The organism is Candidatus Sororendozoicomonas aggregata (assembly GCF_031528575.1).
GTDB classification, from domain to species: Bacteria; Pseudomonadota; Gammaproteobacteria; order Pseudomonadales; family Endozoicomonadaceae; genus Endonucleibacter; species Endonucleibacter aggregata.
Map to the genome: position 1 here is coordinate 1 of NZ_JAVLSP010000096.1, position 14,294 is coordinate 14,294.

The window sequence follows — 14,294 nt, forward strand, 5'->3', positions numbered from 1 at the left end:
GTTTATGATAAATAGCATGCCTCGCAAGGTTCTTGGTGGATTAACACCGCTTGAGGTCTACACTGGGAAGTCTGTTGCACTTATTGCTTGAATCCAGCTCAGCCCTTGGTTTTTGTTGCGTTATTTTCACTGAATTTTTATTGTTGTTGGCATGCGTTGTAAGGCTTGTAGGGCTTGTAAGTCAAAGGTTGATGGGCTTTTTAAGCGACAAGTGTTTACGGTGGTGTGATTTATACATAATTATAATTATTTGACTATTTGATATAATGGCCGCTTCTATTGAGATCATTTTAAAGGCAGGGATGGTGGCTTGCTCAATGTTGTTGATATAGAGGCCGAGCGAGATGACAGAGTCCTTTTCGCTAACCTCACTTTTAATCTGAACCCGGGCGAAACGCTTCAAATTAAAGGAGCCAATGGTGCGGGGAAAACCACACTGCTAAAAGTGCTGGCCGGTCTTTCACATGACTTTTCCGGTGAGATTCGTTGGCGTGGCGTCCTGTTACCTGAAGGTGCTGCGGATTTTCGCCTGGCAACGGTCTTTCTTGGTCATAACAGTGGTATAAAACTGGCGCTGACCCCCCTGGAAAACTTAACCTGGCGGCATCACTTGTCAGGTAAACAAGCGTTGTTGCCATACACTGAGGCCCTGGCCAGAGCCGGTCTTCAAGGCTATGAAACGCTCCCTTGTTATCACTTGTCTGCCGGTCAACAACGTCGCGTAGCATTGGCCAGCTTGCTGGTGAGTGAGGCAGCATTATGGATTTTGGATGAGCCTTTCACGGCGTTGGATGTTGATGGCGTAGCCTGGCTGGAGACGTTGATTTCAGCCCATGCCGGGCAGCAGGGAATGACACTGCTTACCAGCCACCAACCTTTGACGTTGCCTTCGTTAAAAACATTGCAGCTCGAAGCGTTTTCCGGGGATAGTGGTTATGACGACTGAGCAGCGCCCACTTGAGTCATTCAGCCTTCGTCGGGCGTTTTCCGCGCTGTTGAAAAGAGAGCTCAAAGGTGTCATCAGGTCGCCCGGTCAGGCCATGAACCCTTTGGCTTTTTTTCTGATGGTTGCGGCGTTGTTCCCCCTGGGTATCAGCCCGGAAAGTCACATGCTGTCGCTTATTGCAGGCGGTGTTATTTGGGTAGGCGCCCTGCTTTCAGTGCTGCTATCTCTGGACCGATTGTTCAAAAGCGATCAACGGGATGGTTCCCTTGAGCAGCTGCTGCTCTCGCCTCACTCATTACCCGTGCTGGTGTTGGCTAAAGTGCTGGCACACTGGTTAACGACCGGATTCTTGTTGACACTGGTAGCACCGTTGTTAGGCATTATGTTGTTTTTGCCCTCTGAAGCGCTGTGGGCATTGGTGTTGAGCTTATTGCTGGGTACGCCGCTGCTCAGTTTGGCAGGAGCGATTAGTGCCGCTTTAACCGTCAGGATACAACAGGGTGGGCTACTGATAACGCTCATCTCTTTACCCCTTTACATCCCGGTATTGATTTTTGGCACAGGGAGTATTCAGGCAGCAGCTGATGGCATGCCCTACAGTGGCCACCTGCTGTGGCTCGCGACTTTTCTAGTGCTGGGGCTTTGTCTGGTTCCGCTGGCTGTAGCGGGTGCATTAAGACTGGCTGGTGATTGAAAAATAACGCAAAAAAATACTGCGGGTTTAAGCAGTTTGGATACAGTAAACAGTTGACGTTTTTAAGGGCCCATGTTGGGTATCAGGGTTGAAGGCAAGACAATGCGATGGACATTTTTTCATAAGTTAGGATCACCCAAGTGGTTCTACGAAATTAGTGGGAAATGGATGCCCTGGCTGAGTGTAGCGACAGTCATTTTTTTATTGACTGGCCTGGCGTGGGGGCTTGCCTTTGCGCCACCTGACTATTTGCAGGGTAATAGTTACCGAATCATCTTTATTCATGTCCCTTCTGCTTTTCTGGCGCAGGCCATCTATGTGATGATTGCTGTGACCGCAGCAATCCAGTTGGTATGGAAAATGAAACTGGCGGATATGGCCCACGCCGCGATGGCACCTGTTGGCGCCTCATTTACTGTACTGGCGCTATTTACCGGTGCCGTATGGGGTAAACCCACATGGGGCACCTGGTGGGTATGGGATGCCCGGCTGACATCCATGCTTATTCTGCTGTTTTTATATATAGGTCTGACCGCTCTGCGCAGCGCCATGAACGGTCAGGTAGCGGCAAGGGCCTGCGCTATTCTTGCGCTGGTAGGTGTCGTCAATATTCCCATTATTAAATACTCTGTGCAATGGTGGAACACATTGCACCAGGGGGCCACGTTAACCATTACAGAAAAACCGTCCATGGCCCTGGAAATGCTGATACCGCTGCTGCTATCGATCGTCGGGTTTTACCTGTTTTTTATCTTGGTGTTTGTTAAACGTCTTCGGGTAGAAATTTTATCCCGTGAGCGGCGCACGGGTTGGGTACGTCGATTGATGAGTAAGTAGCAGGGGAGGCGGGCCTGAATTTAAGGGTTCGGTAGGGGTATGGTTTTTAATACGTTATCAGATTTTATTGTCATGGAAGGCCACGGTGTTTATGTGTGGTCTGCCTACGGGGTGGCCTTATTGATTGTTTTATATAATTTATTAACACCTGTCATTGCCCGAAGAAAACTGGTCGTGCAACTCCAGCGTCAAGCCAGGTTGGATGATCGTCAAAAACAGAAAGTAAACGCGACTTGTAGTGCGCGGAAAGATTTACAAAAACCAGGCGTGGTTGAGCAGGTAGAGTATTAACTATGAATGCGATGAGAAAACAACGGTTGATTTTAGTAGTCCTGTTGGTCGCAGGTGTCGGTATTGCTGTTACGTTAGCCTTATTTGCCCTTCGTGAAAACATCAATCATTACTACTCTCCATTACAGATAGCGCAGGGAGAAGCGCCCGTTGGGAAAAAGATTCGTGGGGGAGGGCTTGTCGTGCAGGGGTCGTTTAAACGTGACCCTTCCAGCCTGAAGGTAACGTTTACCATTAGCGACGGTGCTGCCCAGGTCAATGTTTATTACGACGGTATCTTGCCAGACTTGTTTAAGGAGGGACAGGGGATTATTGCTTTAGGCCAGTTGAATCAACAGGGAGATTTTGTCGCAGAAGAAATTCTGGCGAAACACGACGAAAACTATATGCCTCGGGAGGTTCAAAAAGCCATCGATGAAGCGCACGCAGGAGGTAAGGCAGGTGGAGTGACAGGGAAAACGCAGGAGTACGGAGAATGATACCGGAATCAGGGTTAATTGCATTAATACTGGCCTTGTGCCTGTCGGTGGTGTTATCGGTCATGCCGTTGGTGGGAAGTTATACCGGTAACATCCGTTGGATGAAGCAAGGTCGCCCGTTAGTCTATGGTCAGTTTGCGCTGATTTTTTATGCTTTTGCTTGTCTGGTCTGGGCGTTTTTAAATGATGATTTTTCTCTGGCCTATGTCGCGCAGAATTCTAACAGCCTGCTGCCTGTCCAGTATAAGTTCAGTGCTACCTGGGGTGGGCATGAAGGCTCACTGCTGTTGTGGGTGTTGATTCTTGCCGGATGGATGGTCGCTGTTGCCCTAAACAGTGATAAATTACCCCTGGTGCTGTTATCACGGGTGCTGGCAGTGATGGGCATGGTGTCTGTGGGGTTCTTGCTATTTACGCTGCTGACCTCTAATCCCTTCGCGCGATTACTGCCGTTTCCCCCGGCAGACGGGGTTGACTTGAACCCCTTGTTGCAGGATTTTGGCCTGATTGTCCATCCACCCATGCTGTATATGGGGTATGTCGGCTTTGCGGTGGCTTTTGCCTTTGCCATTGCCGCGCTTCTGGGCGGTCAACTGGACAGTGCCTGGGCACGCTGGGCTCGTCCATGGACGACCATTGCCTGGTGTTTTTTGACGCTGGGGATTGCCCTGGGTAGCTGGTGGGCCTACTATGAGCTTGGCTGGGGTGGCTGGTGGTTTTGGGATCCGGTTGAAAATGCATCGTTGATTCCCTGGCTGGTCGGGACAGCGTTAATGCACTCACTGGCGGTCACGGAAAAACGAGGCTTGTTTAAGAGCTGGACGCTGCTACTGGCTATCTTTACCTTTTCCCTCAGTTTGCTTGGTACCTTCCTGGTGCGCTCTGGCGTATTAACGTCAGTGCACGCTTTTGCTAATGATCCTGAGCGCGGCCTTTTTATTCTGATTTATCTACTCACCGTTGTCGGTTGTTCATTGACCTTGTTTGCTTTCAGGGCGCCAGACGTTAAAGGACGTATCAGCTTCAACTGGTTGTCAAAAGAAACGCTGTTATTGCTGAACAATATTCTGCTGGCTGTCAGTGCCGCGACAGTCCTCCTTGGTACCCTTTTTCCCTTGCTGCTTGAATCTTTGGATATGGGAATGATTTCCGTAGGTCCACCGTACTTTAATGCGCTGTTTGTGCCTATGGCCATGTTGCTGGCATTGGCAATGGGTATCGGTGTTCTGGTAAATTGGAAAAGTGGCTCAATACGCTGGCTGGTGGGTCAGGTTCGCTGGATACTTCTGGCAAGTATTGTCGCGGGCGTGGCCTTTAGCTTTTTATACGGCAACCGCTTTCTGATCAGTGAAGCGCTGGCCATAGGGTTAGTGGCCTGGATAGGGCTGACCATGGTGCGTGATATTGTTAACAAAACACGTAATGCAGGCTTGATAAAGGGCCTCAAGCGTTTGCATCGTGCCTACTATGGTATGCACCTTGCCCACTTTGGGCTGGCGGTTACCTTTGTGGGTGTTGCCATCAGCACAGGATACAGTGAGCAAAAGCATGTTCGTGTCAGCGCTGGTGATACGGTTGCTTTGGGTCAATACACGTTTCGCCTGGAGGGGGTTCAGCAGAAAAAGGGACCTAACTATTATTCAAATTACGGTACGGTAACCGCGTTTAAAGACAATCAGCGCATTGCTGTCATGCACCCGGAAAAAAGGGTCTTCGAGGCGCAGGGAATGCCGATGACAGAGACGGCAATAGACGCCGGTTTTACCCGGGATCTCTATGTCGCGCTGGGTGAAGATCTGGATGGTTCGGGCAGCTGGGCATTAAGCGTGTACGTTAAACCTTTTGTTCGGTGGATTTGGTTAGGGGCGATATTCATGGCACTGGGCGGCTTGTTGGCGGTCACGGATAAACGCTACCGGATAAAGGTGAAGCAGCGGTTAACAGCCAGGCGCAAGTCGTCGGATGGAGTGGCAAAGGTTATTGCGGGGGAAAGCGTATGAAACGCTGGCAATTATTTGTACCGCTGATCTTGTTCCTGGGGCTAAGTGCCTTGTTGTATGTGGGATTATTTCGGGACAGGACGGATGCCCTGCCTTCCCCGTTACTGAACAAACCGTTGCCTGAGTTCACTCTGGCGACGATTGAAACCCCCGAACGTGTGGTGACGGTTGAAGAGTTGAAAGGGAAGGTGGCGCTGTTGAATGTCTGGGCGACATGGTGTATCAGCTGTAAGGTAGAGCATCCTTTTCTGATGACGTTGGCCAATCAGGGTATCCCTGTTTATGGGGTGAACTATAAGGATGACCGTGACAAAGCCATTAAGTGGTTACAGGCACTGGGTGATCCATACCTGTTCAGTATTAACGACAGTGACGGCACCCTGGGGGTTAACCTTGGTGTCTATGGCGCGCCAGAAACCTACCTGATCGACGCTGATGGCATCATCCGTTACAAGCATACGGGCATTGTTAATGATAACGTCTGGAACAATGACTTGAAGCCCCGCTATGAGCAATTGCTGCATGAACAGCATGGTGGCAGGAGCCTATGAAGTATTTTTATCGTTCGTTAGTTGCTGTGCTGTTTGCATTGCTGAGTACGTCTGCTTTTGCGGTGATCGGCAGCTATACCTTTGATACGCCCGAGCAAGAAGCCCGTTTTTTTAAATTGATCACTGAGCTGCGTTGTCCTAAATGTCAGAACCAGTCTATTGCTGACTCCAACGCGCCCATTGCCCAGGATCTCCGACAGACAGTACACCGTATGGTGCTGGCCGGTGACGATGACCAGCAGGTGATTGATTTTATGCTGGCCCGTTACGGTGATTTCATTTTATACAAGCCCCGTCTTGATAAAAAGACAGTGATCTTATGGTTTGGCCCGGTTGTGCTGCTGTTATTGGGGTTACTGGTTTTGATTATGATAATCAAGCATCACCGCCGCATGACCAGGGAGCATGTGTCAACAGTACCGTTAACGTCACAGGAGCAAGAAACACTGGATAGTCTTTTAGACAAAAACAAAGGGAGGCAGCAACCATGATAGCATGGGTGTTAGTAACAGGTTTGGTTGTTATTGCCGTTGCGTTGGTGGTATTGCCTCTGGTATCCCGTATTGATAAACAGCAGGTTGAAGCGGCCGGGCTGGATAAACAACAGCAGGAGAATGTAGCCAGTTACCGTGAGCAGCTCGTTGACATGGAGCAGCGTGTAGCTGATGGGGTGTTGCCACAAGCCGAAGCTGAACAGCAGAAAACTGAACTGAAGCAGAAGCTGCTCGGAGACACCGCATTACCTGAAAATACAAAAAAACCAGCATTTGTCAGCTCAGGGTTGGCAGTTGCCCTTTGTTTGGCTGTCCTTATACCTGTAGTGACGCTTATCCTGTATAACCAGTTGGGCGCGAAAACAGAGTTGAGGGTTTTTCAGTTACTGCAAAACCCCAATGTTTCCTATGATGCTGTGACAGCAGGTATTGAGCGGTGGGCAGAGGAAGATCCCAACAATGATCAGGCATTGTATTTGCTGGGCAGTCATTATCTGTCCGCTGGCAGACTGAAAGATGCCGTCACGGCATTCCGTAAGCTTTATGGTATTACCGGACCCCATGCACAAATATCGGCACAGTTAGCCCAGGTGGTTTTTCTGGTGAATGATCGTTCGGTGGATGCAGAAGTTCGCCGTCTCTATAATGAATCTCTGGCATCTGATCCTGGAAATACCACAGCCCTTGGCTTGAAAGGCATTGATGCATTTGAGCAGCAGCAATACACCGAGGCGGTGAAAGCCTGGCAGGCGGCACTGGTCAATGAGCAGGACCCGCAGGCACGTCGGGCGCTGGCATCGGGTATTTACGAGGCCCGCAAAATGCGCGGCGATAACCTGCCGCAGGTCACTGTTAAAGTGGCTATTGCCCCTGAGCTAACATCGTTACCTGCCAGCACCCGGGTGATCGTCTTTGCCCGGGAAAGCGGGGTGAGCAATACGCCGCCATTAGCTGCCGTGCCAACGACGGTGGGTGAGTTGCCAGCAGAGATTGTTCTTGATGATACGTCCGCTATGATGATGGGGGGGCGTTCTTTCAGTGATGTGTCTTCGGTGGATATTGCTGCCCTGATTACCTTAAGCGGGGATGCCCTCAAGGCAGACTATAAAGCCGAGGTCAAAGGGGTTGCCCTCAATACTAAAAAGCCCGTGACCTTAAAAATCCGCCCCAAGGCATAAGGCTCCCAGGAGCCTTGATGAAGGAGCGTAACCAGCCGGTTATTCTCCTTGATAATGGATGACAGAACGAATACTTTCGCCTTTGTGCATCAATGCAAAGGCGTCGTTGATGTTATCAAGGCTCATGGTGTGGGTAATAAAATCATTAAGGCTAAATTTGCCGGCCAGATAATCTTCAACAATTTGCGGTAATTCCGTGCGCCCTTTCACGCCACCAAAGGCAGTGCCACGCCATACACGACCTGTGACTAGTTGAAAGGGACGTGTTGAAATTTCCTGGCCGGCACCGGCAACGCCAATGATCACCGATTCTCCCCACCCTTTATGGCAGCACTCAAGGGCAGAGCGCATAACATTGACGTTGCCTATGCATTCAAAGGAAAAGTCAACGCCGCCATCGGTCATCTCAACAATAACCTCTTCAATGGGCTTGTCAAAATGATTGGGGTTAATACAATCCGTCGCGCCTGATTTTTTGGCAAGGCTGAATTTAGATTCATTGATATCGACGCCTATAATACGGCTGGCACCGGCCATCACCGCGCCAATAACGGCAGAAAGCCCAATCCCGCCTAAACCAAAGATGGCAACTGTGTCGCCTTTTTGCACCTTAGCTGTTTTTAGCACGGCCCCCATTCCGGTGGTGACCCCACAACCGAGCAGGCAGACTTCGTCTAATGGTGCGGCTTTATTGACTTTTGCCAGGGAAATTTCAGGTAACACAGTATATTCAGAAAAGGTTGAACAACCCATATAGTGATAAATTGGCTGCCCATCTTTATAAAAACGCGTCGTGCCATCAGGCATAACGCCCCTGCCTTGGGTTTCGCGAATTTTTTGGCACAAGTTGGTTTTTCCTGAGCGGCAAAACTTACATTCACCGCATTCAGGCGTGTACAGTGGAATAACATGATCACCAACAGCGACGCTGGTCACGCCCGCTCCGATCCTCTCAACCACACCGCCACCCTCATGCCCTAAAATGGCTGGGAAAACCCCCTCAGGATCATCACCTGACAAGGTGTAAGCATCGGTATGACAAACACCAGTGGCTATAATGCGCACCAGCACTTCGCCAGCCTTTGGTAACATGACATCAACGACGTCAATAGCAAGGGGTTCGCCCGCTTTCCAGGCAATGGCAGCCTTGGATTTGATAAATTGGTCTGACATAGTACAATCAGCTGTTTTTTTCGAAACTTTGTGCGATTGTAAAGCGAATGAAAAATAAAAGCACTTGTTAGAACGTATTCGATAAGTCTTTTAAGACATAGCTTGAGAAATACGCCCAAATGCCCTGTCTTTTCCATCTATCAGATTGTAGCTATGACTATTCGTACCCGTGTTGCTCCCTCTCCCACTGGCGACCCTCATGTTGGCACAGCCTATATTGCCCTGTTTAACCGGATCTTTGCCAAAAGTCAGGGGGGGCAATTTATTTTGCGCATTGAAGATACTGATCAGGTGCGCGGTACCGCAGCCTCTGAGCAGCAGATTCTGGACTCCCTGCGTTGGCTGGGGCTGGACTGGGATGAAGGGCCCGATGTGGGGGGAGATTACGGACCTTATCGCCAGAGCGAACGGGGTGACGTGTATGCTGAGCATGCCCAGATTCTGTTGGATAAAGGGCATGCCTTTCATTGTTTTTGTTCTTCTGAACGGCTTGATGCCTTGCGTGCTGAACAAATGGCCAACAAGCAAACGCCCGGTTATGACGGTCACTGTCAGCACCTTTCAGAACAGGAAGTAAAGGGTAAACTGGCGGCCGGCGAGTCCCATGTGCTGCGGATGAAAGTGCCTGAACAAGGAACCTGTGTCATTGATGATATGCTTCGGGGCACCATAGAGATCGACTGGTCGCAAATAGACATGCAGATACTGGTCAAAGCTGATGGCATGCCCACTTACCATTTGGCCAATGTGGTGGATGACCACTTGATGGGCATCACCCATGTGATCCGGGGTGAGGAATGGATCAATTCGGCACCCAAGCACAAACTGCTTTATCAATACTTTGGCTGGGATATGCCGGTGCTCTGCCATATGCCCCTGTTACGAAACCCCGACAAGAGCAAACTCTCCAAGCGCAAAAATCCTACCAGCATCACCTACTACCGGGATGCCGGTTACCTGCCAGAAGCGTTGGTGAATTATCTCGGGCGAATGGGGTGGTCCATGCCTGATGAACGGGAAAAATTCAGCCTTGATGATATGCTCGAAGCGTTTGATATTACCCGTGTCTCCCTCGGTGGCCCGGTTTTTGACCAGGAAAAACTGTCTTGGCTCAATGCCAGTTGGATACGTGAAAACCTGACTGTTGATGATTTCGCTCAGCGCTTGAATCATTGGTTGTTAAATAAAGAGCATATGATGCAGTATCTTCCCCTTGCCAAAGAGCGGGTGGAAACCCTCGGTGATTTTGTCCCCATGGTGAGTTTTCTCTATGCTGGTATGCTCAATCTCAGTGCCGATGATTTTGCCCATAAAAAGCTCAGTGAGGCTGAAGTAAAGCAGGTCTTGCAGTTCACCTTGTGGCGACTGGAGCAGCAGCGTGAATGGAACAAGAACAATCTTTTTGACGCTATCAAGAAGTTGGCTAACGCCATGGGGTATAAGTTGTCTGATTTTAATCATCCCATTTTTGTGGCCATAGCCGGTACGCCAAACTCCTGGTCAGTGATGGAGTCTATGAAAATTCTAGGTCCTGATATGACTCGGGCCCGCCTTCGTTATGCCATTTCTGTATTGGGCGGTGTCTCCAAAAAAGAAGGAAAACGGCTTGAAAAGGCTTTCAAGACACTTGGCTAATTTGCATTTTTGATGTAATCGGCTATTTTCTTTTGTCTGTTTTTAAAAAAGAAACCTTGATGGTTTATTTTTTAATCTGATGTGAAAATATCGGCTGATTTTATCAAATTTTCGCGTCTGATTTTATGGCCTTTTCAGTGATGACTTCGTCAGGTGAAGGTGGTTATCAGAAGCAGGGAGGGGTTCAGGTTTTTGAAATATAAACTCCTCTGGCCTTTTAAGGCTGCCTCTCAGGTGAAGCAGCATAAAAGGGACTATACGAGTAAAAATAGCCTAACTGATTCCGTACCTGTTTAACATTAATGGTTTTCAACCAATGAATCATCACCAGAAAATGATTGTGTGACGGTAGAACCGGTAAATAAGAGTGACCATTCATGTTCACTAAGACCCAATAGTTTCAGGCGCTAAGGTTACCGATGGCCTATTTTAACTGCGCTATCGCGCTCTATTGTGCTGTCAATCTGAAGCTCAGCCCTGTGTTGAGTCTCTTTGCAATGGTGGGTCTTACTCGTTTTTTTGCCGTGTTCTTATATCGAACTTGCCATGTTCATTACGGGAGTAGTTAGAAAAAGGTCATTGGTATCGCGTCCAAATAATGGCGTATTAAAGTAAAGGTGAACTATGAATATATTACCGTATTTCTTTAAAACACGACTTTGGTTTTGTTTTTTTACGATGGTAATATTGGTCGGCTTGTCTTTATCACTTTTTGCCTTGCCTGTTGGTGATAGTGATAGTGACAGAGATAGTGATAGTGATACTCAACAATATACTGCGACCTCAGGTCACCCCGATGAATCTCAGCCTTCAGAGGTTGATGATTCTGGGGCAGTGTCAGAACAAAGCACGTCACGATCTCAGCATTTTAACGGCGCTGCTGCCGTCGGGTCTACTGAAAAACTCATTGAACCATCAAAAGAAGGTCACTCCCTGAACACGTCTGTTGATGCACGGGAACAAACTCACCCGATGGGTGATGGGCTGCCCTGTTTCATGGAGGGGGACAAAAGTCAGCGGTCATTAACTGAAGTACAGTCGTTAATGCCGGGTTCACTATCTGATTTATCTGTTATCGGTACCGGTAATCATAATCTTGTTGATGCGGATAGGGTGAACCAGGTTATTCGGGAGCTTGAAGACGAGAACAGGGAGGTAGAAGAATGTATTCAGGCGTATAAAGAGGATAACAAAGAGTTATTGGGATCTCTTCGGAGTTTTGACGAAGGTAATGTCCATCAGACTGATGGGGAGTTGTCAGAGATTGGGGCAGGGGCTGAGGGGATAGAAAAATTTATTCAGGCGTTTAAAGAAGATAACAAAAAGTTTTCCAAGTCTCTTCAGAGTTTTGAAGAAGGTCTCAATAATGTCTATAAGGCTAATACAGAGTCTGAAGAGTTAGTGTCGCAGTTAAGTTCAATTAATTCTATTTATACCGAAATTAATGCAATGCTTTCTGCATCAGCAGGGAGGTATGGATCGGATGAAAGCCTGACAAGCTCAAGCTCTTCAGTAACGCTTTCTGATGGCTCTGTAACCCCAAAATCACTCGATATAGAGGATGATCACGAACCTCCCGATGTTTCCGAGGTGTGCGATCAGCCGGAAAAACCCGTATTAAAGCCAGCACAGTCTGTTTATTCCACCAGGCGGGTGCCGTTACACGCGAAAACCGTAAAAGATATAGGGGCAGAGTTTCATCACGCAGATGAAAACCTTTCCTCCACTGCAGGTAGTACAGGCAGGGAACAGGACCCCAATTGTGCAGAAAGTTCAGATGGTGAGGAAAATGGGTCTTCAAGCTCTTCGGGTTCTTGTGGAAGCTCAGTCTATGTTGGACGAAAAGTTGGACGAAAAAGTGAACAAACCATAAGAACCTTAAGGGTAGAAAAACGTCATGGAGAGGGTGACAGATGTATACAACAAACGATCAGTGGCAGAAGTGAACACGCTGTTATAGAGCAAAAAGAATTAAATAAGCAATTAAAGAACAGATTGGCCACGTTAAGTTGGAATACAAGTCAGATCTATGACCCAAGTCATTATAAACATCAAGAGCAGTGTGACGTTGCGGATTGTTGTGTGAAATCAGGCAGCGCCTCACAGGCTGATTCTGGTGAATCGTTTGATGGGCTTGATTTCGATGATCATCCTGAACAGAACCTGATACAGTCACAGAATGCAGCTAACGAGGCTCCTGAGGAGAAAAAGGAAATGCCAGTCACCTTTTGGTCTGTGTCCTCTCCGAGCGCTGGTAAGGGAAAACGGTATGTGCGTCGTCGTAGTTTTTCCTCTGCTACGTCCTCCTGTGCTTCAGAAGCAGCTTCTACTGCGACGTCACCTCTTTTTCGGCCTGTGGACGATAATAATGTCCCGTTAATATCTACGCCTGTCTCATCAGTTTTGTTAGGTGATGGGGCTACGAATCAACGGTATGAAGATCAGGTTTCCGGGGAGCATGCGGAAGGCCTTGTTAAACTGAGCAGTGTGCCTGAGGAAATCCAGTCCTCACACGAAAAGGTGCTTAACTGGTTGTCAGACAGCGATAGTGAAGAAAAAGGCAGTAGTGAAAAGGCAGTACCTTTAAGTGAGTTACCGGACACTCTTTCAGAAGGGGGGGATAGCTTTGTTGAATCAGTTTCTGCTGGGCTGACACAGAGGCCAAAGCCCGGTATTAATAAGGTTTCGACCCATTTGTTGCAAAACGGTGCGATTCAGAATCAGGGTGTTTATATGATGGAGTCAATCAACAGGCATATTCGCGGCCGTTTGAGTGCCTCACCTTCTGGGGTAGCAACCGGGGATTTACCACAAGCCAATGGCTTCTGGGGACGATACGTCCATGGTAACTGTCGTCAGAATGCCCGAGAAGATCTGAACGGATTTACTGGGCGAGTTGATGGTGTGACCTTTGGTCTGGATGCGGAGATTAACAGGCAGTGGGCACTGGGGGCAGCTTTTAGCGGGCTAAAAACAACACTGAACACGAAAGGTGCTGCTGAGTCTTGCCGAGGTGATCACCACGGCGTGAGCCTTTACACAAGTTGGCAGTCAGGTGATTGGTTTGCCATTGGCATACTGGGTTACACCCATGGCAACCACGATTACAAGCCACTGGTTAACGGCATTCGACGTAAATTATCGGTGAATAGTAATACCTGGGGGCTGATGATCGGCAGCGGGTATAACTTTCCATTAAATGGGCAATGGGCGCTCCAACCAAAAGCGGTGCTTAACTTGGTGAATGTTGATCTGGATGATATTGACATTAATAGTATCAACACCCGTATTAAGATAAAGAGTAGGCAGTTTGTAGAGTTTGGCTTTGGTGCCAGGTTGAGCGGTGAAATTTCGCTGCCCAGGGGTAGGCTGATGCCAGAAGCCTGGTTGGCGAGGTACAATGATTGCGGTGCTCACACTTACAATATCACCGTAGCAAACCCGGTGGATATAGAGAAGCGCAGGGGGATGAGATACCGGAAAACACGGCTGACAGCAGGTGTTGGTGTCAGGTGTGCGACAGGTGTAGATAATAACGTGAGTGTTGGTGTTGAGTATGCTGGAAACTTTATGCCGGGAAATAACGCTGATACCCTTGCTCTTAATTTCAATTATTTATTTTAACTCTGCGTTCGAGACAGCAGTTACGCCACAACGTTAATCAAGCTGGTTAATCAAGCTGCTGTGCTTAAAGGTTCAGTGATCTGTTTACCATGCGGCGGGTGTTAGCGCGATCAGTGACGTGCTTTGTCTGAAAAAGATTCTTCAACGGATCGTTGATCATCTCAATAATCATTACTGAAAATCCTCCTTATACCTGTCGCTTCTCAAACGGCTACCTTCTCAAACAGCTACTTTGTTAGGGGTGTCCGTTCACCCCAGTCACTTGCCCTTTGAAGGCTAGGAGCCTGACCGAAAATAGCGCCCTTAGCGAGGATTGCGAGAAATTGAGGATAAAAATTTCTGCTTCTGAGGAGAATAGCGGGGCTATTTGATGAAGAAGCAGGAATTTTTAG

12 protein-coding genes are annotated in these 14,294 nt (G+C 48.4%); 11 read left to right on the top strand and 1 reads right to left on the bottom strand.

The window, feature by feature from the left end; translation table 11 throughout:
• Positions 1-310: 310 nt before the first annotated feature.
• The 9 genes from ccmA (at position 311) to ccmI (ending at position 7,470) form a co-directional block, all read left to right on the top strand.
• Positions 311-946, top strand: coding sequence for a cytochrome c biogenesis heme-transporting ATPase CcmA (ccmA, locus tag V4C51_RS14850; protein WP_330926964.1), 636 nt, complete (start codon positions 311-313; stop codon positions 944-946).
• Entirely contained in the window at positions 936-1,640 is a 705-nt protein-coding gene (ccmB, locus tag V4C51_RS14855; RefSeq protein ID WP_330926965.1) for a heme exporter protein CcmB, read from the top strand. Before ccmA ends, ccmB begins: the two co-directional genes overlap by 11 nt.
• 72 nt (positions 1,641-1,712) lie before the next feature.
• Entirely contained in the window at positions 1,713-2,477 is a 765-nt protein-coding gene (locus tag V4C51_RS14860; RefSeq protein WP_330926966.1) for a heme ABC transporter permease, read from the top strand.
• A 39-nt stretch (positions 2,478-2,516) separates the two neighbouring features.
• Positions 2,517-2,768, top strand: coding sequence for a heme exporter protein CcmD (gene ccmD, locus V4C51_RS14865; protein WP_330926967.1), 252 nt, complete (start codon positions 2,517-2,519; stop codon positions 2,766-2,768).
• Between the two features lie 2 nt (positions 2,769-2,770).
• Complete coding sequence (gene ccmE, locus V4C51_RS14870) at positions 2,771-3,247, top strand: cytochrome c maturation protein CcmE (protein ID WP_330926968.1); 477 nt, start codon at positions 2,771-2,773, stop codon at positions 3,245-3,247.
• The gene (locus V4C51_RS14875) at positions 3,244-5,247 is read left to right on the top strand and encodes a heme lyase CcmF/NrfE family subunit (protein ID WP_330926969.1); all 2,004 of its coding nucleotides are present in this window, start codon (positions 3,244-3,246) and stop codon (positions 5,245-5,247) included. Before ccmE ends, V4C51_RS14875 begins: the two co-directional genes overlap by 4 nt.
• Positions 5,244-5,798 (top strand): DsbE family thiol:disulfide interchange protein, encoded by a 555-nt coding sequence (locus V4C51_RS14880; RefSeq protein ID WP_330926970.1) that lies wholly within the window; start codon positions 5,244-5,246, stop codon positions 5,796-5,798. The genes V4C51_RS14875 and V4C51_RS14880 overlap by 4 nt, the downstream gene beginning before the upstream one ends.
• Positions 5,795-6,289 (top strand): cytochrome c-type biogenesis protein, encoded by a 495-nt coding sequence (locus V4C51_RS14885; RefSeq protein ID WP_330926971.1) that lies wholly within the window; start codon positions 5,795-5,797, stop codon positions 6,287-6,289. Before V4C51_RS14880 ends, V4C51_RS14885 begins: the two co-directional genes overlap by 4 nt.
• Positions 6,286-7,470 (top strand): c-type cytochrome biogenesis protein CcmI, encoded by a 1,185-nt coding sequence (gene ccmI / locus V4C51_RS14890; protein WP_330926972.1) that lies wholly within the window; start codon positions 6,286-6,288, stop codon positions 7,468-7,470. The genes V4C51_RS14885 and ccmI overlap by 4 nt, the downstream gene beginning before the upstream one ends.
• A 39-nt stretch (positions 7,471-7,509) precedes the next feature.
• Here ccmI and V4C51_RS14895 read toward each other — a convergent pair whose 3' ends face one another.
• The gene (locus V4C51_RS14895; protein ID WP_330926973.1) at positions 7,510-8,643 is read right to left on the bottom strand and encodes an S-(hydroxymethyl)glutathione dehydrogenase/class III alcohol dehydrogenase; all 1,134 of its coding nucleotides are present in this window, start codon (positions 8,641-8,643) and stop codon (positions 7,510-7,512) included.
• Between the two features lie 153 nt (positions 8,644-8,796).
• On the opposite strand from V4C51_RS14895, the gene gltX reads away from it, so the two are divergent.
• Together gltX and V4C51_RS14905 are read left to right on the top strand one after the other, a co-directional pair.
• On the top strand, positions 8,797-10,278 hold the full coding sequence (gltX, locus tag V4C51_RS14900) for a glutamate--tRNA ligase (RefSeq protein ID WP_330926974.1): 1,482 nt from the start codon (positions 8,797-8,799) through the stop codon (positions 10,276-10,278).
• A 678-nt stretch (positions 10,279-10,956) separates the two neighbouring features.
• Positions 10,957-13,902: an autotransporter outer membrane beta-barrel domain-containing protein gene (locus V4C51_RS14905; RefSeq protein ID WP_330926975.1), complete on the top strand. Its 2,946-nt coding sequence runs from the start codon at positions 10,957-10,959 to the stop codon at positions 13,900-13,902.
• Positions 13,903-14,294: the final 392 nt, after the last annotated feature.